Origin of the sequence: Oceanobacillus sp. FSL W7-1281 (assembly GCF_037969835.1) — a bacterium.
GTDB classification, from domain to species: domain Bacteria; phylum Bacillota; class Bacilli; order Bacillales; family Amphibacillaceae; genus Oceanobacillus; species Oceanobacillus oncorhynchi.
In genome coordinates this window covers 2,933,602-2,957,598 of record NZ_CP150214.1, presented here as the reverse complement: position 1 = coordinate 2,957,598, position 23,997 = coordinate 2,933,602, and the positions used below count along the sequence as shown (strand labels likewise).

The window sequence follows — 23,997 nt, the reverse complement described above, 5'->3', positions numbered from 1 at the left end:
CATGAATCCTAATTATTTGAACATCATTGGTCTCGCTGTCCGGGCAGGGAAATGCTCAACAGGAGAAGACACTATTTTAAAGGATATTCGTAAAGGTCGTGCAAAGCTTGTTTTATTGGCAGAAGATATTGGACCGCAAACCAAAAAGAAACTTTCGGATAAATGTACCTCGTACAAAGTTCCGTATCGACTTGTTGATAACCGGGATATCTTATCGCAGGCAATCGGGAAAGAACAGCGAGTAGCTATAGCAATACTAGATTCAGGCTTTGCAAAAAAACTCCTTACTCTAGTTGGATAAATAAATCCGGGGGTGAACGCATGAGCAAAATACGTGTATATGAATATGCGAAGAAAAATAAGGTAGCGAGTAAAGAAGTCATTCAATTTTTAAAAGAAAAGAATGTGGAGGTTTCCAACCACATGTCTACGATTTCTGACAATGAAATCAAACAATTGGATGAAAAATTTAACCCGCAGCCAAAACAAGATAAAAAGAAAAACGATCAAGTAAATACGAATAAACAGCAAAAGAATAAAAATACCGGAAATAAACCAAATACAAATCGGAATCCTAAAAAAGATAATCCGAAAAATAAAAAACAAAAAACCTCTAACAAAGGTAAACAACATCAACCACAAAAGGAGCAGTCGTTAGTGAAAGAGACTCCAAGTAAAATTACGTACCACGGTATATTGACCGTACAAGATTTAGCAGAAAAACTTCATAAAGAACCTGCAGAAATCATCAAGAAATTAATGTTTATGGGTATCATGGCTACAAAAAACCAAGACCTTGAAGATGATGCTGTAGAGCTGATTTGTGATGAATATAATGTCGAGGTCGAAAAAGAAATTATTTTGGAAGATACAGACCTTGATAAATATATTGAAGAAGATGACAGTGAAAAATTGCAGGAGCGTCCTGCTGTTGTTACCATTATGGGACATGTTGACCACGGGAAAACAACGTTATTAGATGCTATACGCCATACGAAGGTTACTGCTGGTGAAGCTGGTGGAATCACACAGCATATTGGCGCTTACCAAGTTGAAAATGATGGCAAAAAAGTTACATTTTTAGATACACCGGGTCACGCAGCGTTTACAAGTATGCGTTCGCGCGGTGCACAAGTAACAGATATTGCTATTTTAGTTGTCGCAGCAGATGATGGCGTGATGCCGCAGACAGTGGAAGCAATCAACCATGCGAAAGCTGCAGGAGTACCAATTATTGTTGCTGTTAATAAAATGGATAAAGAAGGCGCGAATCCGGACCGCGTGATGCAGGAATTAACAGAGCATGAACTGATTCCTGAAGATTGGGGCGGAAGCACTATCTTTGTTAACCTTGCTGCACTTAAAGGGGAAGGTATTGACGATCTGCTGGAAATGATTTTATTAGTTGCAGAGGTAGAAGAATTAAAAGCAAATCCAGATGCGAAAGCTTTCGGTACAGTAATCGATGCACAGTTAGATAAAGGCAGAGGTTCTGTAGCAACACTGCTTGTGCAAAACGGTACCCTGCATGTAGGAGATCCGCTTGTTGTCGGCAGTACGTATGGTAAAGTTCGTGCTATGGTAAATGATTTAGGACAACGCGTGAATCAAGTAGGACCGTCAGCTCCAGTTGAAATTACGGGGTTACAGGATGTTCCGCAGGCAGGAGACCAGTTCCTTGCATTTTCTGATGAGAAAAAAGCGCGTCAAATCGGGATTGCTCGTCAACAGAAGCGGATTGATGAAAACCGCGGCGGCCAATCCACTGTCAGCCTGGATGATTTATTTGAACAAATCAAGCAGGGTGAAATGAAAGAATTAAATATCATTGTGAAAGCGGACGTACAAGGTTCTGTGGAAGCATTAGCCGCTTCTTTACGCAAGATAGAAGTAGAAGGCGTCAATGTTAAAATCATTCATACAGGCGTAGGAGCGATTACAGAATCCGATATTATCTTAGCTTCAGCGTCCAATGCGATTGTTATTGGTTTCAATGTCCGCCCTGATGTCAACGCAAAAAGAGCTGCAGAATCCGAAAAAATCGATTTACGTCTGCACCGTGTTATTTACAGTGCGATTGAAGAAATTGAAGCAGCAATGAAAGGTCTGCTTGATCCGGAATATGAAGAAAAAGTTATTGGTCAGGCGGAAGTACGTGAAACATTCAAGGTATCACGTATTGGTACCATTGCTGGAAGCTATGTAACAGATGGAAAAATTACCAGAGATTCGAGCGTTCGTCTTATTCGTGACGGTGTTGTTCTTTATGAAGGTGAATTACAAGCATTGAAACGGTTTAAAGATGACGTAAAAGAGGTACAACAGAATTATGAATGTGGAATTACATTGGCTAACTTTAACGATATTAAAGAAGGCGATATTATCGAAGCCTATGTAATGGAAGAAATGGAACGAAAATGATTCTCTATGCAGAAGTAGAGTGTATGTTGTATGAAGGAAATTCCTTAAAAGCAAAGCGCTCCGTGTTGAAACGGGTTATAAATAAACTGCGCCAATCGTTTAATGTTTCTGTAACTGAGCTTGAATTTCACGATTTATGGCAACGAACCAAACTTGGGATAGTTATTATTTCGACGGATTATGTGCATGCTGAAAAAGTAATACAACAAGCTTTACACACAATAGATTCTTTTTCTGAATTAGAAAGAACTATAACGAATATCGAACGATTATAACGAAAATGCATAGAGCTATGTGAGGTGAGATAAATGGCTGAATTAAGAGCTCATCGAGTTGCAGAGCAGATGAAAAAAGAACTGGGTGATATTTTATCCAGAAAAATCAAAGACCCCCGCGTTGGCTTTGTGACGGTTACTGATGTAGAAGTAACCGGTGATCTGCAGCAGGCGAAGATTTTTATTTCTGTATTAGGTGATGAGAAGAAAAAGCAGGAAACATTATTGGGGCTTGCAAAAGCAAAAGGGTTTATCCGTTCAGAAATCGGCAAGCGAATTCGTTTGCGCAAAACGCCTGAACTTACCTTTGAATTTGACGAAGCAATCGAGCAAGGTAACCGAATAGACTCTATCTTAAGAGATCTTAATAAGTAATGCTAAAAAACTGATCCCTCTGCTCCTTGGCAAGGATCAGTTTTTTTACAAGAATAAGAAAATATATAAAAAATGCTGAATATAGCCGCTTCAGAAATACACTCCGCTTTCCGTGGGCTTGAGCTCAGCCTCCTTTAAAGAAGACTTGCTGATTGGCAAGCTGTCAGGCGCAGACAGAAGCATAGTCGCACTTATGCCCCGCGGGTAGAAAAAAAGAAGTTCACTTTTTTCCTGCGGGGTCTTCACCCTGCGCATTCCCACAGGAGTCTCCGTGTATTTCTTCTGGGACTGCGATTACTCGCCCCATCAAAACCGTCGCTAGAATTTGCGTTATTTCCTTGAAAAAAAAAGCAAATAAAACATAATTGCACTTAGATGGGAGCGGAGGGAAGTCGACTCCTGCGGGAAAAGCAACAGGTGAAGACCCCGCAGGAAGCGGTTTTCTTCCGAGGAGGCTGAACGTTGCCCGCGGAAAGCGACTTCCCGGAGCGGACATCTCTTTGGCAAGAACACCGATGTTTTAAAGACCAAGCGGTATTCTTGGTTTTTCTTATTTATTTCAAAAGGAAAGAGAGGTGTAATGACGATGAATGGTATCTTACCGCTGTGGAAGCCAAAAGGAATGACTTCTTTTGATTGTGTGGCTAAATGCCGCCGCTACTTCCATACGAAAAAGGTTGGTCATACAGGGACACTGGATCCGGAAGTGGAAGGCGTGCTGCCTATTTGTATCGGCAATGCGACCAAGATTGTTCCCTTTCTCACAGATACAAAAAAAGTTTATGTCGGGACAGTTGCATTAGGCTCCGCTACAGAAACAGAAGACGCAACAGGAAATGTTGTAGAAGAAAAAGAAGTTACACACATGCCTGAAAAAAAAGATATCGAAGCAGCGTTAGAAAAGTTTCGAGGAACGATCACACAAATACCGCCCATGTATTCTGCTGTAAAGGTCAATGGAAAAAAACTGTATGAATATGCCAGAGCAAATGAAGAAGTAGAAAGGCCAATCAGAGAAGTCTTTATTCATGATATACAGCTTGGGTCTATAGATGAGGAAAAAAGCACTTTTGACATCTACGTAGAATGCTCCAAGGGGACCTATATCAGAACATTATGTGTGGATATCGGGAAGGAATTAGGATATCCGGCACATATGCTGCAGTTAGAAAGAATCCAAACCGGTAGTTTTTCCAAGAAAAATACGGTCACTTTTGCTATGATAGAAGAGGCGGCTGCCAGAGGTGAACAAGACCAGCTATTAAGCCCGATTTCAGAGGGGGTAAGTCATCTAGTACACCAGGAAGTAGATGATGCATTAATGTTTCGCATTAAAAATGGTCAAAAATTAGCTGTTACCGATGCTCCTCTGACAAATAATCCGTTTGTGTTTACGAACAACGAAGAGGTATTAGCCATTTACGAAAAGCATCCGAAAAAACCGGATCAAATTAAACCATTAAGGGTATTTTAACGAGAGAAAGTGCAGGTGTAGCAGGATGAAAACAATGGAATTATCCTATCCGCATATGTTACATAAGGAGGATTTACCAGAAACAGTCAGTGCTATTGGTTTCTTTGACGGTATTCATAAAGGACATCAAAAGGTTATTCAGCAGGCCGTTAATAAAGCAAAAGAAAATAATATGGAGAGTGCAGTTATTACTTTTTTTCCGCATCCCTCTGTTGTATTGAGAAAAGACATCCATCAGGTGAAGTACATAACCGTATCTTCTGAAAAACAGGAAATACTGGAAAAGCTTCAAGTAGACCGTCTGTATATAATCCGGTTTGATCAAGAATTATCGAAGCTCAGCCCGCAGGCTTTTATTGACCACTTTATTATTGGATTACATATCAAGCATCTTGTAGCAGGCTTTGATTACTCGTTCGGTCATAAAGGACAGGGCAAGATGACGGATATGCAGGATTATGCAAGAGATTTATTTACGTGGGAAACTATTGGTAAAATTACATTAGATGAAGAGAAAGTCAGCTCCACCCGGATAAGAGCGGAATTAGCATCAGGAAATATGGAGCAGGCAGCGCAGCTGTTAGGAAGGACCTTTGAGACAACCGGATTGGTCGTAAAAGGAGCACAGCGCGGACGTGAGCTGGGGTATCCAACTGCGAATCTGTCCATATCCAAGGATGCTTTATTGCCCAAGCAGGGTGTATATGCAACGCTCGTACGTCATCAGGATAAAATATATGGTGGAATGGCGAATATCGGAACGAATCCGACATTTACAGAAACAATGGAAAATCTGTCTGTCGAGGTGTATTTGTTTGACTTTGACGGGGATTTATATGGGGAAGAATTAACGATAGAATGGTTATCTTATACAAGAGAAGAAATAAAATTCGACTCAAAGGAAGCGTTGATTGAAAGAATGCAGCAGGATGAGGAAGAAATTAGGGCTTATTTAGCAAATAGAAAAACTAATACTTGATTTTTCTCTTCAAAAACGCTATTCTTATATTTGTACAACCATCGCTTGGCATCACGTAACTCCGACGTATGCTAGGGGATTGGGGATAACAAATTTTATTTTGGAGGTGCCATCATGGCAATTACACAAGAACGCAAGAACGAAATTATTAATGAGTACAAGGTTCACGATACAGATACTGGATCTCCAGAGGTTCAAATCGCTGTTTTAACTGCAGAAATCACTGCATTAAACGAACATTTACGTACACACAAAAAAGACCATCATTCACGTCGCGGTCTTTTGAAAATGGTAGGTAAACGCCGTAACTTGTTAACTTACCTACGTAATAAAGACGTTACTCGTTACCGTGAATTAATCAAAAAACTTGGTTTACGTCGTTAATAAACGCAAAAAGCAGGAGCAATCCTGCTTTTTCTTTTATGTAAAAAATCCTATAAAACGATAGGCTTGTTCAATCAGGATGTATTTTGCGCGTCATATAAAAGGTAGTGATTGATTCCTGTCAAGCTATCGTTTATTCTATAAAAAGGGACTCTTTTGTAAATAATAGAAAATAGAAGAAAAATGTAATATATGAAGAGCTACATATATATTTAAATTGCTGTAGCCTTGAAAGGAGCAACAAAACCAATGGCAGATGAAAAAAAGCTATTCTCTACGGAGATTTCAGGAAAGAAATTTACGGTTGAAGTAGGGGAGCTGGCAAAACAAGCAAATGGGGCCTGCATGATTCATTATGGAGATACGTCGGTACTGTCTGTAGCAACAGCTTCCAAAGAACCGAAAGATTTACCATTCTTTCCGTTAACTGTGAATTACGAAGAAAGATTATATGCGGTAGGAAAGATACCAGGAGGATTTATTAAACGAGAAGGACGTCCGAGCGAAAAAGCAATCCTGTCTTCCAGACTGATTGACCGTCCAATTCGCCCGTTATTCCCTGACGGATTCCGTAATGAGGTACAAGTAATCAGCACGGTAATGAGTGTCGATCAGGACTGCTCTTCTGAAATAGCTGCAATGATCGGTTCGTCTATCGCTTTAAGTATCTCAGATATTCCTTTTGAACAGCCGATTGCAGGTGTTCATGTCGGACGTGTCGATGGAAAACTGATTATTAACCCTACGATCGAACAAGAAGCAAAAAGCGATATTGATTTAACGGTTGCCGGCACAAAAGATGCCATCAACATGGTAGAAGCCGGTGCGGATGAGGTGCCGGAAGATGTCATGCTGGAAGCAATCATGTTTGGTCATGAAGAAATCAAACGTCTCGTTGCGTTCCAGGAGGAAATTGTACAAGCATTCGGCAAAGAAAAATTCGAAGTCGAAATCGCAGAAACAGATGAAGAACTTGTACAAAAAGTGGAAGCAGAAGCAAAAGCAAAACTGCTGGAAGCAATTCAAGTTGTCGAAAAACATGCCCGCGAAGATGCAATTGATGCAGTGAAGCAGGAAATTGTTGAAAAGTATGAAGCAGAAGAAGCGGAAGAAGAAACGATTAAGCAAGTAAAATCTGTATTAAACAGTCTTGTGAAAGAAGAAGTACGCCGCTTAATCACCAAAGAAAAAGTACGCCCAGACGGCCGAAAAGTAGATGAAATTCGTTCATTATCTTCTCGTATCCATGTCCTTCCGCGTACACATGGTTCTGGTTTATTTACACGTGGACAGACACAGGCCTTAAGCATATGTACATTGGGAGCATTAGGTGATGTACAGATTCTAGATGGACTGGATTTAGAAGAAACAAAACGGTTTATGCATCATTATAATTTCCCGCAATACAGTGTTGGTGAAACTGGACCGATTCGCGGACCTGGACGTCGTGAAATTGGTCATGGTGCACTGGGAGAACGTGCGCTGGAAAAAGTAGTGCCAAATGAAAAAGATTTTCCTTATACAATCCGTCTTGTATCTGAAGTACTTGAGTCTAATGGTTCTACTTCTCAAGCAAGTATCTGTGCAAGTACATTAGCAATGATGGATGCAGGTGTTCCGATTAAAGCGCCAGTAGCTGGTATTGCTATGGGACTGGTGAAATCAGGAGAGGACTATACGATTCTTTCTGATATCCAGGGGATGGAAGATGCGCTTGGAGATATGGACTTTAAAGTAGCTGGTACAGAAAAAGGTGTTACTGCGCTGCAAATGGATATTAAAATCGACGGTTTATCCAGAGCGATTTTAGAGGAAGCATTGACACAGGCGAAGAAAGGCCGTATGCACATTCTGGATTCCATGCTTCAAACCATTCAGGAGCCAAATGATGAACTATCTGAATACGCACCAAAAATCTTGACCATGTCGATTAACCCAGATAAAATTCGTGATGTCATTGGACCAAGCGGAAAACAAATTAATCAAATCATTGATGAAACCGGCGTAAAAATCGATATTGAACAAGATGGTAATGTCTTTATCTCATCTACAGACAGCGAGATGAATCAAAAAGCGAAGAAAATTATTGAAGATCTTGTCCGCGAAGTCGAAGTCGGTCAACTGTACCTTGGTACCGTGAAACGTATTGAAAAATTTGGTGCTTTTGTTGAGCTCTTCAAAGGAAAAGATGGACTTGTCCATATTTCTGAGCTGGCAGAAGAACGTACAAATAAAGTAGAAGATGCTGTTTCCATCGGCGATCAAATCATGGTAAAAGTAAAAGAAATTGACCGTCAAGGAAGAGTTAACCTTTCCAGAAAAGCAGTACTGCAGGATGAAAAGAAAGAAAATGCTAAATCCTAGTAAGAAAAATAATTAATTAAAGAAGAAAATATATTTCTGTGATAAAAAAGAAGCTGGTGTTAAATTCAGTTTCTTTTTTTATGGAGACAGAATAAAAAATGCATCGCTTAAAATACATTCATACTTGTCCCTCTAAAAGCATAAAAATTATGAAGAGGGAGGGATTAAAGATGAAGCGGTATTTTAAGTATGTCCATGTTCTTGTTTTCCTGATTCTAATTTTCACGGTATTTGATATACGATATAATCCTTTTCAAACAGAGACGGTCATGATAGAACCATCAGAAATAGAAGTGAGTGCAACAAATGATGCCCTTTATATGGAAATTGAAGAAAAGAAAGAAGCTTACCAGGAAGAACCAGAAAATGCTTATATTGATGAGGTTTGGAAGAAGACACCAGGAAGAAATGGATTAGAAGTGAATGTGGAAGAATCGTATCAGAAAATGAAAGAAGCAGATAAATGGGATGAAAGCTTACTTGTTTTTAATGAAACCTCCCCTGATATCTTGCTGGAGAACCTGGAACCAGCTCCAATTTATCGAGGGCATCCCAAAAAAGAAATGGTCTCTTTCTTAATCAATGTATCCTGGGGGGAAGCATATATCCCGGAAATGCTGCAAATTTTAAAAGACCATCAAGTAAAAGCTACTTTTTTTATTGAAGGAAAATGGGCGCAAAATAATTCTGACCTTGTTAAAATGATTGAAGAGGAAGGACATTTAATCGGTAATCATGCCTATAATCATCCAGATATGGCTGCACTTGATAAAAGCAATGCCAATACGCAGATAGAGGAAACGAATCAAATCTTAAAAACCATCACAGGAGAACAGCCTAAATGGTTCGCGCCCCCAAGCGGAAGTTTTAAAGATGAAACCGTAGAAACCGCTGCAGAGCTGGAGATGGAAACAATTTTATGGACAGTTGATACAATTGATTGGAAGAATCCATCGGTATCTGTTATGGTTAATCGGATAGAAAAAAATGTTCACCCTGGAGCGATGATTCTCATGCATCCAACGCAGGCAACGACGAATGCGTTAGAGCAAATGATTACCATTATCAAGGAAAAAGATTATAAAATAGGAACCGTAGAATCGTTGTTAAGTGAATCACGTTAAGCTGAGATATTTAGGAGGATATGTATTGGTAGAAAAATATACAAGCAGTAATGGAGTACGGATTGTGTTAGAATCAATGCCGGCGGTACGTTCCGTCACGATTGGTATTTGGGTTAAAATTGGATCTAGAAATGAAAATCTCCATAATAATGGCATTTCTCATTTTTTAGAGCATATGTTTTTTAAAGGAACGAAAACAAGAAGCGCGCAGGATATTGCAGAAGCATTCGACTCTATCGGCGGGCAAATCAATGCTTTTACATCGAAGGAATATACATGTTTTTATGCAAAGGTTTTAGATACACATAAAGAATTTGCTTTGGAAGTATTAGCGGATATGTTTTTTGAATCTACATTCGATGAAGATGAAATGGAAAGAGAAAAAAAGGTTGTTTACGAAGAAATAAAAATGTGCGAGGATACACCGGATGATATCGTGCATGATTTGCTGGCAGAAGCCGCATATGGCGAACATCCATTAGGGTACCCTATTCTGGGGACAGAAAAGCAGCTGGCATCTTTTGATCAAAAGCAATTACAGGAGTATGTAGAAGCTAATTATACACCTGATAATGTAGTTGTTTCGGTTGCCGGCAATGTGCCTCATTCGTTTATCAATGATATCGATGCTTATTTTGGTTCTTTTACAAGAAAGGCAACTAAAGAACCAATCATCAAACCTGCCTTTTTACAGGAAGCGATTTACCGGAGTAAGGATACAGAGCAGGCACATCTTTGCCTTGGCTATAATGGATATGAAGCGGGAGACAAGCATTTATATCCATTATCTATCATGAATAACGTGCTTGGAGGCAGCATGAGCTCGCGCTTATTCCAAGAAATACGTGAGAAAAAAGGACTGGCCTATTCTGTTTTTTCTTATCATGCAGCATTTATAGATGATGGCTTGCTGACCATTTATGCCGGTACGGGAAAAGATCAGCTGGGTCAATTAGAAGAAGTGATGGATTCTACACTTCATCATTTTATAGAACATGGGTTAACAGAAAAAGAATTACGAAACAGCAAAGAACAAATTAAAGGAAATCTGATGCTGGGATTAGAGAGCACCAACAGCCGAATGTCACGGAATGGACGGAATGAATTATTATTGCAAAGACATCGTACCTTAGATGATTTGATTTTAGAGATTGATGGGATTACCAATGAACAAGTTACGGATGTTATTAAAAATGTGTTTAAGCAAAAGCCGTCACGGGCATTGATAGCACCGGAAGATACGCGCAAGTAAAAGCATGTTTTTCTTATTTTGGACATATAGTATATAAACGAAACTTCATTATTCTAAGGCTGTGACTGACTGCCTTCAGAACAGAGAAAAGGAGTTTTTCTATGGTACGCTTTCGAGATATGGGAGATAAGGAAATCATCAACGTGAACGAAGGAAAAAGGCTTGGGATGCTTGGGCAGACCGATTTAGAAATCAATCCGAAAACCGGGCAAATCGAAGCGTTTATTGTGCCGAGCTATAAATGGTTCGGCCTTGTAAAAGAGGGAGAAGAAACAAAAATCCATTGGAAGTCTATCAAAAAAATAGGGACAGATATGATCATGATTGATACAGAACTCCCTGAAGAAGGCTAAACAATGTAAAGCTTGTTTATTTTGCAGGAAAAGGTAATCAGACACACCTTTTCCTGCCGGATAAACAGGCTTTTTTATTTAACTCAACTTTCACACATTAAAAAGTAACTTCATTTCTATAGAAACAGGAGTTGATCGTTCCTTCGATAACAGCCTTGACAAAGAATAAAAGGTGAAGTGTAAACGGTCCGCCTCCGCTAGCAGGATATTCTATACGTAAAAAACAACTCACCAATAGAAGTTTGATCTGATAGAACGTATTTTTCATGTTGCATGGTAAAATGTTCCGTCAAGATTACTTTCTGTGCATAAAAGCTATTCCCTGTATTTCATATTCATGCTGTCATGATTGGTTGTTCATGCGAAAGCTGCCATTACGTACAGCTCATTAAAATGTTATTTTTTTAATTCGCTGCAGAATCCTATCAGAGCGCAGGCCAACCACGCAGACTCCTATGGGAACAGGGCGAGCTGAAGATCCACTTGAAAAGCGGGTTTCTTTTCAAGTTAGCTGAAGCCGTCCCCATGGAAAGCGGAGTGGTTGGCCGGAGCGGAGCAACGCACCATCACCAATTCCAAAAAGGCCGGATATTTAACCAAAAAGCAAGCATGGTAATGAAGAACATGTTCATCTTGGAATAGCAAGAAATATTTGCTTATTCTTAGGTGCGAAAGTTGATTATTCAAGAATAGGAAAGTATATAAAATTGTTGGAGATAGCCGATTCAACGGGTTTCATGGGGTGAGTAATCTTAGGCCCCAGAAATACACCCCGCTTTCCGTGGGCCCCGAGCTCATCTCCTTTAAAGACCAAATAGTGTTTTTGGTTTCCCGAAAATAGGTTTTCACCCTTCTTGCCAGGCAGACGGTATTTTAATGGCTAAATTGTTCACCACTGACTTAAAAATTCATAAACTATATCGAATCATGAATACGTGAAAAGTTGTCTGGAGGTTATACGTAAAATGAGTCGACGGATTGCAGTAATTGGTGGAGATGCAAGGTATTTAGAGTTAATAAAAATATTGAAAAGCAATCATGATAATGAAGTAATTCTTTGTGGTTTTGATAAATTAGAGCAGGGATTTACAGGATTAAACGAATCAGCACTGGATGAGTTGGACCAGAGCAAGCTGGATGTCGTTGTTTTACCGATAACAGGTACTGATTCAAAAGGAAATGTAGAAACTGTTTTTACAGATAAAAAAATCCATTTAGATGAAGCCTGGTTTCAAAAATTACATGCGGAATGTACGATTTTTACCGGGATGACGAATGCGTACTTAACAAGTATGGCGGAAAAAGCGGGTGTTACCTTAGTGCCGCTGCTTGATCGTGATGATGTTGCCATCTATAACTCCATTCCAACAGCGGAAGGAGCCATTATGATGGCTTTTGAGCATACCGATCAGACCGTCCATTCTTCCCGGGTGATGGTTGTAGGATTTGGAAGAGTAGGGAATACGGTAGCGAATAAATTTTCTGCGCTGGGAGCCAAGGTTTCTGTGTGTGCCAGAAGTATAAGGGATTTAGCGCGTATTACGGAAATGGGTTTACAGGCTGTGCCTTTACACGAATTAAACAATCATACAGAGAACTGTGATATTTTAATCAATACTATTCCAAGTTTAGTAGTAACCAAAGAAGCGATTCAAAATCTGCCGACGAATGCAGTTATTATTGATCTGGCTTCCAAACCCGGCGGAACAGATTTTGATTTTGCGAAAAAGCGTGGTATTCAAGCTATATTGGCGCGCAGTCTGCCGGGAATCGTAGCACCAAGAACAGCGGGGAAAATCCTTGCCAATGTGATGGAACAAATTCTGGAGGAGGAGCGTGTGTCAGAATGACATTCAAGAATAAGCGAATCGGCTTTGGCTTAACAGGATCGCATCATACCCTTCCTCATATTTTTCCAATTATCGAGGAATTGATTGAACAGGGAGCAGAAGTCATTCCATTTATAACAGAAATGGTCCAATACACCGATACGAAGCATGGAAAGGCTGCGGATAACGTGAAGAGGCTTGAAAAAGCAGCCAACCATCCTATTATTACCACTATTCCTGATGCAGAGCCTTATGGACCGGATAAACCGCTTGATGTGATGGTGATCGCCCCGCTCACAGGGAATTCGATGAGCAAGCTGGCGAATGCCCATACAGATAATCCGGTTTTAATGGCTGCAAAATCAACGCTCCGAAATGAACACCCTTTATTATTAGCTTTAACAACCAATGATGCGCTTGGGTTAAATGCCAAGAATCTAGCTGTATTGCTTAATGCAAAGCACATCTATTTTGTGCCGTTCGGGCAGGATAATCCGCATCAGAAGCCCTCCTCGCTCTCAGCAAACCTGGATCAATTAATCCCTGCTGCAGAGGCAGCGTTAAAAGGAAAACAAATTCAGCCGATTATTGTACCTTATTCCACGAAAAATGTGTTAAAATGAAGTTTAGTTGACATTTAATAAGTGGAGGGAGTTATTGGAATGGCAGAGCAACAAACATATAATGTAGCCATTGTAGGTGCTACAGGGGCAGTAGGTCAGAAAATTAAACAAATACTCGAAGATAAAAAGTTTCCGGTAAACCAGCTTAAATTACTATCTTCTGCCCGTTCGGCAGGAAAAGAAGAAACTTTTAACGGGGAAACGATTATTGTTGAAGAAGCTGCGCCAGAATCATTTGAAGGAGTAGATATTGCACTATTTTCTGCGGGCGGTTCCATTTCTAAACAACTGGCACCTGAAGCTGTTAAAAGAGGGGCAGTTGTTGTAGATAATACAAGTGCTTTTCGTATGGATGAAGATGTACCGCTTGTTGTACCAGAAGTAAATCCGGAAGATATTGCAAAACATCAAGGGATTATCGCCAATCCAAACTGTTCTACCATTCAAATGGTTGCAGCTTTAAAACCGATAAAGGATGCATTTGGTATAGGCAAAATCATCGTTTCTACTTACCAGGCAGTATCTGGTGCCGGAAATGCAGCGGTAGAAGAGTTATATGAGCAGTCAAAAGAATATTTAGACGGTAACGAAGTAAAAGCAGAGATTTTGCCGGTTAAAGGAGATAAAAAGCATTTCCCGATTGCGTTTAACGCATTGCCGCAAATTGATGTTTTTGAAGATAATGGTTTTACATTTGAAGAGATGAAAATGATTAATGAAACGAAGAAAATCATGCATGATGAGGCGTTAAATGTTGCGGCAACCTGTGTGCGGCTTCCATTTGCTACCTCCCATGCCGAGAGTGTTTATATTGAAGTAGATCAGGAAGGCCTGAATGTGAAAGATATTTGGAAGACATTGGAATCTGCAGATGGAATCGTCCTTCAGGATAATCCACAGGAGCAGGAATATCCGACACCGCAATCTGCTGAAGGCAAAGAGGAAGTTTTCGTAGGACGCGTAAGAAAAGATTTAGATAATCCAAAAGGCTTCCATTTATGGGTAGTATCTGATAATTTATTAAAAGGCGCAGCATGGAATACCGTGCAAATCGCACAAACGTTAGTAAAAAGTGACGGCTTTAAAAGGTAATTATATATCTTAGTATGTGTTCAAGAAGGCTGATAAAAGAAAAGATGCTTTTCTGGAATAATATTTTCATCTCCCTTCTTGAACCTTCTTGTAAATAATGATGTAATCAATCTATTAGACATCCAGAGTGTAACTTCTTGGATAGTGTTGAGGTGTTAATATTGCAAGTATTAGTACAAAAATTCGGTGGAACTTCCGTACAATCAGAAACGAACAGGGAACATGTTATCCGTCATATTAAAGATGCACTTGTTCAAGAATATAAGTTAGTCGTAGTTGTTTCTGCATTAGGAAGGAAACCGGATCCTTATGCAACAGACAGTTTACTGAGCTTAATTGATTTTCCGGCGAATAAAAACTCAAATCGGGAGCTTGATTTGCTGATGTCATGCGGTGAAATTATTTCATCCGTTGTGCTTTCTAATGAGCTGCAAAAAAATCATGTTTCTGCGACAGCGCTGACTGGCGCACAGGCTGGTTTTGTAACAAGTGAAGATTTTAATCGTGCAAAGATAAAAGAAGTTAATCCTGCCCGTATTTTACATGAATTGGAAACGCATGACGTCGTTGTGGTTGCTGGTTTTCAGGGCCAAAGCGAGTCCGGAGAAATAACAACGATCGGCCGGGGCGGCAGTGATACTTCTGCAGCTGCCTTAGGTGTTGCGTTAGATGCAGAGCGTATTGAGATTTTTACAGATGTAGAAGGGATTATGACAGCAGATCCGCGTGTCGTAAAAAGTGCACGCCCGCTTGATGTAGTAACTTATACAGAGATTTGTAACCTTGCTTATCAAGGGGCAAAGGTCATCCATCCTCGTGCTGTGGAAATAGCCATGCAAGGGAAAATTCCGATGCGTATCCGTTCGACTTATTCGGAACGGTTAGGGACACTTGTCACATCTTCCCGGATTGAAGAGGCAGGTGCAGATATTTCTGAACGAATGATAACGGGTATTGCACATATTGCGAATGTGACACAGATTAAAGTGCAGACGAAAGAATCAGCGTATCGGGTGCAGTCGGAAGTATTTAAGGCAATGGCTGAAGCAGGTATCTCTGTGGATTTCATTAATATTTCGCCGACAGGTGTTGCTTATACTGTGCCGGCTGAGCTTACGGCAAAAGCGATTGAAATTTTAGAGGTGCTGGGTTTCCAGCCGGAAATTACCGAGAGCTGTGCAAAAGTATCAGCTGTAGGAGCCGGCATGACAGGAGTACCCGGTGTTGCATCTAAAATCGTGCAGGCATTAACCGATTCCGGGGTGCAGATATTGCAGTCAGCAGACAGTCATACGACTATCTGGGTCTTGGTACATGACCACGAGTTAGTTACAGCAGTTAATGCATTACATGATGTGTTTGGTTTAAGTGCAGAGGAAGTATCACTATAGAATCATGTAAAAAAACATGAAGCAGAATTTTGGCTGCTTCATGTTTTTTTATGGACTCTAAAATATAAATTTGGGCCGGAAATTTCACTGTATTTCTGCATCCCTTCTTCCGTATGATTTTTAACTGATTGTTTATACTAATCGTATATAAATAGCTGGAAGGAGTTTTTGTATGCGTATGGATACGGATGATAACAACGAAAATCAAGGAGAAGAGGAAAATCAGCCGAATGCATCTTCTCTTGTCGAAAAAATTCAGCAGCTGGGACAGGCGAATGTTCCGCAGGCGCCTGATTCAAATATCCATGTTTTATCCATTATCGGACAGGTAGAGGGGCATCTTCAGCTGCCTCCGCAAAATAAAACAACAAAATATGAACACTTGCTGCCGCAGCTGATTGCCGTGGAGCAAAACCCTAAAATTGAAGGATTAATCATTCTTTTAAATACAGTCGGCGGGGATGTAGAGGCCGGACTGGCTCTGGCAGAAATGATTGCATCGATGTCGAAGCCGACTACTTCGATTGTATTAGGAGGCGGTCACTCCATTGGTGCGCCAATTGCCGTTGCTACCGATTATTCCTTTATTGTGCCGACAGCAACCATGACAATCCATCCAGTCCGGTTAACAGGAATGGTTATCGGTGTTCCGCAAACCTTTGAATATCTGGACAAGATGCAGGAACGGGTCATTCAATTTATTGTGGAGCACTCCAATATTGACTCGGAAAAGCTGAAAGAGCTGATGTTTGCAAAAGGCAACCTGACTCGTGATATCGGTACAAATGTAGTTGGCAGGGAAGCAGTGGAATATGGGTTAATTGATGAGGTTGGCGGGGTTAAGGAAGCAATACAAAAGTTAAACCATATGATTCAAGGGGCACATCCCGAAAAGGAAGAAGGAGATGCTTCATGATCCTCTATACACCATTATCTTATCAGGATATTTTTCCGGAAGCGCAAGGAACGGGAAATGAAATACAAGCAGTAGAGTGGCAGGGAAGAACGGTTTTTGTATCAAAAAATACCGACGGCCATTACCAAATTAATCAGCTAATTTCGAGTAATCCGAATGATTATCTGAATCCGGATTTTTTACCAGGAAGAATTATCAGCTGATGGTAATCTGTGCTATAATATAGAAATGGTAAAGGGATAAATGAAAGAAAAATACTGGGAGATATCATAACTGGAACAGCAGCCTCTTTAGAGAGTAGACCTGGAAAAGAAGCACAAAGACTTTATTTTCCTGATAAAGTCTCTCTATAAACTTAAAGAGGACTGATTCCAGTTTCCTTGTTTGTTACACAGGAAAGTAACTTTTTTTCTTAATTCAAATCTATCATTATAGTAATCTTTATTTGTTTTACATACGGGGGTGAGAAAATGGCTGCCAAAAAGAGAAAGAAAAGAAAAAAACGGACCACAAAGCAGACGAAAGGGCTGCAAATGGAATTGACAGGATTATTATTGATTTTTATTGCTATATTCGGAAGCGGGGCAGCTATGTTAAGCGGCGGTGCGATCCCTGATTGGCTAGGGAATATCTTCCAGTTTTTCATGGGGATATGGCATTTCCTTATTCCTGTGGCATTATTTTTGATTGGCTTTTATCTTATCTTCAAAAGAAAGGCGCCGGATTTTTTAACAAGAAGATTGATCGGTTTTTATATTTTACTGGCTGGTGTTTTATTGCTGACCCATGTACAAGTCATGGAAAGGCTGCTCGCTAATACAGCAGATGTATCTATACTTCGGCTGACCTGGCAGCTTTACTTTCAATATTTAGATGGGACAGGCACCTTGGTGCAAACAGGCGGCGGGATGATTGGCGCACTGTTATTCACCGTCTCCTTCTTTTTATTTTCGATTGCAGGGTCCCGGATAGTTGTATTTTTCTGCTTATTGATCGGGATTATATTTATGACCAATCTATCTATCGGCGATTTTGTTAAAAAGGTCGCAGCAGGGTTTAAAGCCACTTTTGCTTATTTTGGGGAACGTATCCAAAGATCCAGAGCAAATCGGGCGGAGCGGAGAGAGGAAGAACAGAAGCAGAAAGAGATTGCCGACACGGTTGTTCCAAATCAGGAAGAGGCTGGCAATACGGTTCCGGAAGAACAAGAATACAGTGCAGAAGAGCTTCTGATTAATAATTTTACCGATGTTGCCTATCAAGACCAGCCGGAACCAGAGAAGAACAAAGGGAAAACGTCCCCTTCCAAGGAAAAAACAGCAAATACCGATACGGAAGAAGAAACGCATGAAGCGATGCCGATGACAGCAACAGAAAATCATGATTATCAATTGCCTTCTATGGAATTATTAGCCAGTCCGGCTCATAATTCACAGCAGCAGGAGAAATCGCATATTCAGGCAACCGTCCGCAAGCTGGATCGTACGTTTCAAAGCTTCGGCGTAAAAGCAAAAATAGCCAAAGTGCATGTCGGTCCGGCAGTAACGAAGTATGAAGTATATCCAGAGTCTGGTGTGAAGGTGAGTAAAATCGTCGGTCTTCATGATGATATTGCACTGGCTCTTGCTGCGAAGGATATTCGAATCGAAGCGCCGATACCTGGTAAATCAGCAGTCGGAATCGAAGTGCCTAACAAGGAAATATCGATGGTTTCGCTCCGGGAGGTTTTAGATAAACAATCGTCTAAAGCAAATAAATTAGCATTTGCTTTAGGCCGGGATATTTCTGGAGAGGCAATAGCCGGCGAATTGAACAAAATGCCCCACCTGCTGATTGCCGGGGCGACAGGAAGCGGGAAAAGTGTCTGTGTCAATGGCATCATTACGAGTATTTTAATGCGTGCCAAACCGCATGAAGTGAAAATGATGATGATCGACCCGAAAAAAGTAGAGTTGAATGTGTATAACGGCATTCCGCATTTATTAACACCTGTTGTGACAGATCCGAAAAAAGCATCCAGAGCGCTGAAAAAAATTGTTGCGGAAATGGAGCGGAGGTACGACCTGTTCTCCGATAGCGGTACACGAAATATGGAAGGCTATAATGCATATATCCGCAAACAAAATGCAAATGCAGGCGAGGAGGAACAGCAGCCTTACCTGCCATATATTGTGGTCCTCGTGGACGAGCTGGCAGATTTAATGATGGTGGCTTCGAGTGATGTAGAAGATGCAATTACCCGGCTTGCGCAAATGGCGCGTGCTGCAGGAATCCATTTAATCATTGCAACTCAGCGTCCATCCGTAGATGTAATTACGGGTGTAATCAAAGCCAATATTCCATCCAGAATTGCTTTCAGTGTTTCATCTACAACGGATTCACGTACTATCCTTGATTCGGGTGGAGCAGAGAAGTTACTGGGCCGGGGCGATATGCTTTATGTTCCAGCCGGAAGCTCCAAGCCTACCCGTGTCCAGGGAGCATTTCTGTCAGACGAAGAGGTCGAGCGAATTGTAGACCACTGTATTGAACAGCAGCAGGCAAGCTATCAGGAAGAAATGATACCGGAAGAAACGAATGAAGTAACGGAAGAAGTGGACGATGAGCTTTATGAAGATGCTGTCCAGATGATACTTGAAATGCAAAGTGCAAGTGTCTCCATGCTTCAGCGCCGTTTCCGGATTGGATATACCAGGGCAGCCCGGCTGATTGATGCCATGGAAGCACGTGGCATTGTCGGGCCATATGAAGGAAGCAAGCCTCGTTCGGTTCTGGTATCGAATCAGGAAGAAGAGCATTCCACGACATCATAGAGAAACGCGGTTTATCTGCTAAGGATAAGCCGCGTTTTTAAAATACGGAATTATTAAAGTTCAAAATTTACAGAAGAAGTGGTACGATAAAGTGAGACTGCCAACAGTGTGCGGAATGGAATGTACATCCGCCGCTCAGTGTAAAAGACGAACACATCATTTTTACTGAAAGAGGTGAAGAAATGACTTTACGTGAAGATGCCAGACATTTATATTTGCAGGTAATGGATAAAATAAAAGCAGGTATTGAAGCTGGAACGTATAAAGAGGAAGAAAAATTGCCGTCAGAGTATGAGCTTTCCAAACATTTAGGGGGTTCCCGGGCAACATTGAGAGAGGCGTTAAGAATGCTGGAAGAGGATAATATTGTTACGCGCAGACATGGCGTCGGCACGTTTGTAAATTCAAAGCCGCTATTTCAAGCAGGCATTGAGGAGCTTAACAGTGTGACACAAATGATCAAACAATCGGGAAAGAAGCCGGGAACACAATATATCAGTACAGAGGTATTAGGCGCTGCTGAACAAGAGCAGCGTGATTTCAATTTACCTGATCTAGAATTTGTAACGACCATTGAAAGAATCCGCACTGCTGATGACGCTCCAGTTGTCTTTTGTATAGATACGGCACCGTCGTCCTATCTGTCTTTAGAAAAACTATGGGAGAAGGCGTCTATATTCAGTACGATTGAAGAAGCTTCCAATAAGCAAATCGCTTATGCAGTAGCGGATATTGAGCCAATTACATATCACGAACGTATCTATAGTATTTTGCAGTGTACACCGGATGAATCGCTTCTTTTGTTAAAACAGATGCATTATACAAGTGAAGATGAAGCTGTTTTATATTCGATGAATTATTTTCGGGCAGATATGTTTCGTTTTCAGGTCGTCCGAAGAAGGGTATGATGTGTAAAGCAAATATTTCAGGCTTTCTTTCAATATAATGGTTTATAAAGGAGAGAAAAGCGTAAAATAGATAATAGATCGTAAAGAATGGAGGATAACTATGAGCGTGAAGGAAATCAAACAGGTGGAAAATGATATAAGCTTTCATATGCTTCCCAATAAAAAGCATAAAACAATTACTTTTGCAGTTAAGTTCCGTGCCCCATTAGAAAGGGAAACCATCACGAAACGGGCACTGCTTCCCTATATCTTGAAACAAGGTACGGCTTCTTTTCCAACGCGTAAAGAATTGCAGGAAGAGCTAGCTGAATTGTACGGCGCGGTATTATCTATCGGCGGAGCGAAAAAAGGAGAAAACCACGTTATAACGTTCTATTTGGAAGTGCCGAATGAAAAATTCCTTCCAGACAGAAGTTCCCTGATTGAACGGGCGATTCAATTGCTGCATGAAATTGTTTATAAACCGAATCAGGAAGGACAGGGATTTTCCCCGCAGGTATTTGACAGAGAAAAAGGGATTCTTCGTCAAAATATACATTCCATCAAAGACGATAAGGCAAGTTATGCGAACATTCGCTTAGTAGATGAAATGTGTGCCGGAGAGCCGTATAGTATTCATGCGCAAGGTTATGAAAAGGATCTTTCTTCCCTTTCTAATCAAGAACTTTTTACGTATTATGAAACTATCCGCGACGAAGAAGTGATGGATATTTATGTGAGCGGTGACTTTGAAGCGGAGCAGATGTTGCAGCTTTTAACCGGTCAATTCAAACGTACGCTCAAGAAAAAGGAAAGCACGCCTTCTAACCAGGAAGCTTCAAAACGGTCAACTGATGAGAAAGAGCTGATTGAAGAAGATCAGATTCAGCAGGCAAAATTAAATATCGGTTATCGGACGAATATTCTTTACCGGGATGAAAAATATCCGGCGTTACAGGTTTTTAACGGTATGTTTGGCGGTTTTCCAAGCTCTAAATTATTTATCAATGTAAGAGAGAAAAACAGCCTGGCTTATTATGCTGTCTCCCGCGTAGAGAGTCATAAAGGGTTATTATTTGTGATGAGCGGGATTGCGCCGGAGGACTATGAGAAAGCACTTGCGATTATCCGTGAACAGAAGGAAGCAATGCAGAATGGTGATTTTACAGAAGAAGAATTAGAAGAAACGAAATTGCTTATTATTAATCAATTAAAAGAAACCTTAGACCATGCGCAGGGCATGATTGAATTTATGTATCAGCAAGAGGTGGGACAGAAAGAGATGCCGGTGGATGAGCTTTTTGAGGGCATCCGGCAGGTAACAAAAGAACAGGTTATTGAGGTAGCGAATCAAGTGCAGGAAGCTATGGTTTACTTATTAACAAGCGAAGGAGGAGCGGCTCATGAATAAGCGGTATTTTGAAACAGTTGACGAAACCCTATATGAAAAAAAACTGGATAACGGACTGCAGGTTTGTCTGTTGCCAAAGCCGGAGCTGACAAAGACGTATGGTGTTTTTATGACAAATTACGGCTCGATCGACCAAAGCTTTGTACCTATTGGTCAGACGGAAGCAATCACTGTACCGGATGGAATCGCTCATTTCTTAGAGCATAAATTGTTTGAGAAGGAAGATCGCGACGTTTTTACAGACTTTACCAAGCAGGCGGCTTCTCCAAATGCATTTACCTCTTTTACCGAGACAGCTTATTTGTTTTCTGCAACGAGCAATATTGAGAAAAATGTTTTAACATTGATTGATTTTGTACAGGATCCGTATTTCTCAGAGCAATCGGTAGAAAAGGAAAAAGGGATTATCGCTCAGGAAATCAATATGTACGATGACCAGCCTGATTGGCGTCTGTTTATGGGAACGAATAAAGCATTATTCCATAATCATCCTGTCAATATTGATATTGCCGGGACGGTAGACTCTATTTACACAATTACAAAGGATGATTTGTATACCTGTTATCATACATTTTACCATCCGGAAAATATGATTTTATTTGTCACAGGGAATTTTGATCCAGAGCAGATGATGCAATTGATTTTAGAGAACCAGGAGAAAAAATCATTTGACAAGTTAGAGGAGATTCAGCGGGAATTTCCGGAAGAGCCTGATTACGTGAAAGAAAAGAATTTACAAATTAATATGCCGGTGTCTATCCCGAAATGCGCTGTCGGTATTAAAGAGCCTAACCAGCAGCTGCAGGGAGAGGATTATTTAAAACGTGATTTATTAACAGATATGGTGCTTGATTATTTCTTTTCAACCGGCGGGGAATTTTACCAAAAACTATATGAGGAAGATATCATTGATAACAGCTTCTTTTTTGAAAGTAATCTGCAAACCTCCTTTGGTTATGTTTCCATCGGCTCTAATACGAATCAGCCTGACGTATTCTCTGCACGGGTCCAAGAAATGCTATTATCAACCAGAGAGATGAAAATTAGTGAAGCTGCCTTTGAACGAATGAAAAAGAAAAAAATGGGGCAGCTGCTCCGTGCGATGAATTCGCTGGAGTTTATTGCTAATCAATTTGCTACATTATCGTTTAAAGGCGTGAATTTACTTGATATCGTGCCATTCATCCAAAAACTGACTGTCCAGGATATCAATGACTTTTTAAATACATGGATTGAAGAAGACCGTCTGGCAACCTGTACGATTCAAAAGCAGACGGTGGAAAAATGAAGGGGAATATCCTTTTAATCGGGGCAAGCGGTGATATCGGTTCTGCTGCCGCCAAAAAACTGATGAGTGATGGATATCATCTTATCCTGCATTATCATTCCAATCAGGCATCAGTGGAAGCGTTGATGGAAGCCGATAAACAACATGCTATTTTAGCTGCTTATCAGGCAAATTTAGCAAATGAAGCAGAGGTGAAGGCGTTTATCGAAGAAATATCCTTTGCGGTGGACGGGATCGTTTTCGCCGGCGGTCATGCTCATTATGGGCTTTTTCAGGATATGAAGCCGAAAGAAATGGATGATTTACTACAGGTTCATGTGAAATCACCGTGGCTGATTACCCACCATTTTTTACCGGATATGATCCGTCAGAAACGGGGCGCTATTTTATTTGTGACAAGTATGTGGGGAGACCATGGGGCAAGCAACGAAGTGGTTTACTCCAGTGTAAAAGGCGCTCAAAATATATTTGTAAAAGCTTTGGCGAAAGAAGTGGCGTTATCTAATGTTCGGGTAAACGCAGTAAGTCCCGGTTTTATTGATACGAAAATGAACCATAACCTATCTGCGGAAGAGGCACATGCTTTTATTGACGAGATCCCTGCTAATCGTGCCGGACGCCCGGAAGAGGTTGCCAATGCAATCAGTTATTTACTCAGTGAGGAATCCAGTTATATCCAGGGAGAAATCATCCGTATTAATGGCGGATTATAAGAACAAATGGACATGTATAAATTCCTCATTTCC

22 protein-coding genes are annotated in these 23,997 nt (G+C 40.7%); all 22 read left to right on the top strand.

Features of this window, described 5'->3' with window-relative positions; translation table 11 throughout:
* Position 1: 1 nt before the first annotated feature.
* The 22 genes from MKX55_RS14680 to MKX55_RS14575 all read left to right on the top strand — a co-directional run bounded on the left by MKX55_RS14680 (position 2) and on the right by MKX55_RS14575 (position 23,964).
* Positions 2-301 carry a YlxQ family RNA-binding protein gene (locus tag MKX55_RS14680; RefSeq protein ID WP_339178157.1) on the top strand — a complete coding sequence of 100 codons (300 nt, stop codon included), beginning with the start codon at positions 2-4 and terminating at the stop codon, positions 299-301.
* A 20-nt stretch (positions 302-321) separates the two neighbouring features.
* Positions 322-2,421 (top strand): translation initiation factor IF-2, encoded by a 2,100-nt coding sequence (gene infB, locus MKX55_RS14675; RefSeq protein ID WP_339178154.1) that lies wholly within the window; start codon positions 322-324, stop codon positions 2,419-2,421.
* Entirely contained in the window at positions 2,418-2,696 is a 279-nt protein-coding gene (locus MKX55_RS14670; protein WP_339233350.1) for a DUF503 domain-containing protein, read from the top strand. The genes infB and MKX55_RS14670 overlap by 4 nt, the downstream gene beginning before the upstream one ends.
* Before the next feature lie 33 nt (positions 2,697-2,729).
* The gene (gene rbfA / locus MKX55_RS14665) at positions 2,730-3,071 is read left to right on the top strand and encodes a 30S ribosome-binding factor RbfA (RefSeq protein WP_042534967.1); all 342 of its coding nucleotides are present in this window, start codon (positions 2,730-2,732) and stop codon (positions 3,069-3,071) included.
* A 586-nt stretch (positions 3,072-3,657) separates the two neighbouring features.
* Entirely contained in the window at positions 3,658-4,545 is an 888-nt protein-coding gene (truB, locus tag MKX55_RS14660; RefSeq protein ID WP_339233348.1) for a tRNA pseudouridine(55) synthase TruB, read from the top strand.
* A gap of 25 nt (positions 4,546-4,570) precedes the next feature.
* Complete coding sequence (locus MKX55_RS14655; protein WP_339233347.1) at positions 4,571-5,524, top strand: bifunctional riboflavin kinase/FAD synthetase; 954 nt, start codon at positions 4,571-4,573, stop codon at positions 5,522-5,524.
* A gap of 114 nt (positions 5,525-5,638) precedes the next feature.
* Positions 5,639-5,908: a 30S ribosomal protein S15 gene (rpsO, locus tag MKX55_RS14650; protein ID WP_040980194.1), complete on the top strand. Its 270-nt coding sequence runs from the start codon at positions 5,639-5,641 to the stop codon at positions 5,906-5,908.
* Positions 5,909-6,157: 249 nt separating this feature from the next.
* Positions 6,158-8,272 carry a polyribonucleotide nucleotidyltransferase gene (gene pnp / locus MKX55_RS14645; RefSeq protein ID WP_193065526.1) on the top strand — a complete coding sequence of 705 codons (2,115 nt, stop codon included), beginning with the start codon at positions 6,158-6,160 and terminating at the stop codon, positions 8,270-8,272.
* 170 nt (positions 8,273-8,442) lie between these two features.
* Complete coding sequence (locus MKX55_RS14640; RefSeq protein ID WP_193065525.1) at positions 8,443-9,396, top strand: polysaccharide deacetylase family protein; 954 nt, start codon at positions 8,443-8,445, stop codon at positions 9,394-9,396.
* 25 nt (positions 9,397-9,421) lie between these two features.
* A complete protein-coding gene (locus MKX55_RS14635; protein ID WP_339178140.1) occupies positions 9,422-10,648 on the top strand; it encodes a pitrilysin family protein in 1,227 nt (408 codons plus the stop codon).
* A gap of 101 nt (positions 10,649-10,749) precedes the next feature.
* The gene (locus MKX55_RS14630) at positions 10,750-11,001 is read left to right on the top strand and encodes a YlmC/YmxH family sporulation protein (protein WP_042534953.1); all 252 of its coding nucleotides are present in this window, start codon (positions 10,750-10,752) and stop codon (positions 10,999-11,001) included.
* A 965-nt stretch (positions 11,002-11,966) separates the two neighbouring features.
* Complete coding sequence (dpaA, locus tag MKX55_RS14625; protein WP_339178136.1) at positions 11,967-12,851, top strand: dipicolinic acid synthetase subunit A; 885 nt, start codon at positions 11,967-11,969, stop codon at positions 12,849-12,851.
* The gene (gene dpaB / locus MKX55_RS14620) at positions 12,848-13,453 is read left to right on the top strand and encodes a dipicolinate synthase subunit B (RefSeq protein WP_042534950.1); all 606 of its coding nucleotides are present in this window, start codon (positions 12,848-12,850) and stop codon (positions 13,451-13,453) included. The genes dpaA and dpaB overlap by 4 nt, the downstream gene beginning before the upstream one ends.
* A gap of 39 nt (positions 13,454-13,492) precedes the next feature.
* The gene (locus tag MKX55_RS14615; protein ID WP_339233346.1) at positions 13,493-14,545 is read left to right on the top strand and encodes an aspartate-semialdehyde dehydrogenase; all 1,053 of its coding nucleotides are present in this window, start codon (positions 13,493-13,495) and stop codon (positions 14,543-14,545) included.
* A 161-nt stretch (positions 14,546-14,706) separates the two neighbouring features.
* Positions 14,707-15,936, top strand: a complete 1,230-nt coding sequence (gene dapG / locus MKX55_RS14610) for an aspartate kinase (protein ID WP_339233345.1) — start codon at positions 14,707-14,709, stop codon at positions 15,934-15,936.
* A 172-nt stretch (positions 15,937-16,108) separates the two neighbouring features.
* The gene (locus tag MKX55_RS14605) at positions 16,109-16,852 is read left to right on the top strand and encodes an ATP-dependent Clp protease proteolytic subunit (protein WP_339233344.1); all 744 of its coding nucleotides are present in this window, start codon (positions 16,109-16,111) and stop codon (positions 16,850-16,852) included.
* Entirely contained in the window at positions 16,849-17,055 is a 207-nt protein-coding gene (locus tag MKX55_RS14600) for a YlzJ-like family protein (RefSeq protein WP_339233343.1), read from the top strand. The genes MKX55_RS14605 and MKX55_RS14600 overlap by 4 nt, the downstream gene beginning before the upstream one ends.
* A 267-nt stretch (positions 17,056-17,322) precedes the next feature.
* Positions 17,323-19,665 carry a DNA translocase FtsK gene (locus MKX55_RS14595; RefSeq protein WP_339233342.1) on the top strand — a complete coding sequence of 781 codons (2,343 nt, stop codon included), beginning with the start codon at positions 17,323-17,325 and terminating at the stop codon, positions 19,663-19,665.
* 182 nt (positions 19,666-19,847) lie between these two features.
* On the top strand, positions 19,848-20,573 hold the full coding sequence (locus MKX55_RS14590) for a GntR family transcriptional regulator (protein WP_339233341.1): 726 nt from the start codon (positions 19,848-19,850) through the stop codon (positions 20,571-20,573).
* A 100-nt stretch (positions 20,574-20,673) separates the two neighbouring features.
* Positions 20,674-21,963, top strand: a complete 1,290-nt coding sequence (locus MKX55_RS14585) for a pitrilysin family protein (RefSeq protein ID WP_339233340.1) — start codon at positions 20,674-20,676, stop codon at positions 21,961-21,963.
* Positions 21,956-23,251, top strand: coding sequence for a pitrilysin family protein (locus tag MKX55_RS14580; protein ID WP_339233338.1), 1,296 nt, complete (start codon positions 21,956-21,958; stop codon positions 23,249-23,251). Before MKX55_RS14585 ends, MKX55_RS14580 begins: the two co-directional genes overlap by 8 nt.
* Positions 23,248-23,964: an SDR family oxidoreductase gene (locus MKX55_RS14575; RefSeq protein ID WP_339233337.1), complete on the top strand. Its 717-nt coding sequence runs from the start codon at positions 23,248-23,250 to the stop codon at positions 23,962-23,964. The genes MKX55_RS14580 and MKX55_RS14575 overlap by 4 nt, the downstream gene beginning before the upstream one ends.
* Positions 23,965-23,997: the final 33 nt, after the last annotated feature.

Excerpts from the sequence above, each read along its gene's own strand:
- MKX55_RS14680 (WP_339178157.1), top strand. The coding sequence starts at position 2 with ATGAATCCTAATTATTTGAACATCATTGGTCTCGCTGTCCGGGCAGGG.
- infB (WP_339178154.1), top strand. The coding sequence starts at position 322 with ATGAGCAAAATACGTGTATATGAATATGCGAAGAAAAATAAGGTAGCG.
- MKX55_RS14670 (WP_339233350.1), top strand. The coding sequence starts at position 2,418 with ATGATTCTCTATGCAGAAGTAGAGTGTATGTTGTATGAAGGAAATTCC.
- rbfA (WP_042534967.1), top strand. The coding sequence starts at position 2,730 with ATGGCTGAATTAAGAGCTCATCGAGTTGCAGAGCAGATGAAAAAAGAA.
- truB (WP_339233348.1), top strand. The coding sequence starts at position 3,658 with ATGAATGGTATCTTACCGCTGTGGAAGCCAAAAGGAATGACTTCTTTT.
- MKX55_RS14655 (WP_339233347.1), top strand. The coding sequence starts at position 4,571 with ATGAAAACAATGGAATTATCCTATCCGCATATGTTACATAAGGAGGAT.
- rpsO (WP_040980194.1), top strand. The coding sequence starts at position 5,639 with ATGGCAATTACACAAGAACGCAAGAACGAAATTATTAATGAGTACAAG.
- pnp (WP_193065526.1), top strand. The coding sequence starts at position 6,158 with ATGGCAGATGAAAAAAAGCTATTCTCTACGGAGATTTCAGGAAAGAAA.
- MKX55_RS14640 (WP_193065525.1), top strand. The coding sequence starts at position 8,443 with ATGAAGCGGTATTTTAAGTATGTCCATGTTCTTGTTTTCCTGATTCTA.
- MKX55_RS14630 (WP_042534953.1), top strand. The coding sequence starts at position 10,750 with ATGGTACGCTTTCGAGATATGGGAGATAAGGAAATCATCAACGTGAAC.
- dpaA (WP_339178136.1), top strand. The coding sequence starts at position 11,967 with ATGAGTCGACGGATTGCAGTAATTGGTGGAGATGCAAGGTATTTAGAG.
- dpaB (WP_042534950.1), top strand. The coding sequence starts at position 12,848 with ATGACATTCAAGAATAAGCGAATCGGCTTTGGCTTAACAGGATCGCAT.
- MKX55_RS14615 (WP_339233346.1), top strand. The coding sequence starts at position 13,493 with ATGGCAGAGCAACAAACATATAATGTAGCCATTGTAGGTGCTACAGGG.
- MKX55_RS14605 (WP_339233344.1), top strand. The coding sequence starts at position 16,109 with ATGCGTATGGATACGGATGATAACAACGAAAATCAAGGAGAAGAGGAA.
- MKX55_RS14600 (WP_339233343.1), top strand. The coding sequence starts at position 16,849 with ATGATCCTCTATACACCATTATCTTATCAGGATATTTTTCCGGAAGCG.
- MKX55_RS14595 (WP_339233342.1), top strand. The coding sequence starts at position 17,323 with ATGGCTGCCAAAAAGAGAAAGAAAAGAAAAAAACGGACCACAAAGCAG.
- MKX55_RS14590 (WP_339233341.1), top strand. The coding sequence starts at position 19,848 with ATGACTTTACGTGAAGATGCCAGACATTTATATTTGCAGGTAATGGAT.
- MKX55_RS14585 (WP_339233340.1), top strand. The coding sequence starts at position 20,674 with ATGAGCGTGAAGGAAATCAAACAGGTGGAAAATGATATAAGCTTTCAT.
- MKX55_RS14580 (WP_339233338.1), top strand. The coding sequence starts at position 21,956 with ATGAATAAGCGGTATTTTGAAACAGTTGACGAAACCCTATATGAAAAA.
- MKX55_RS14575 (WP_339233337.1), top strand. The coding sequence starts at position 23,248 with ATGAAGGGGAATATCCTTTTAATCGGGGCAAGCGGTGATATCGGTTCT.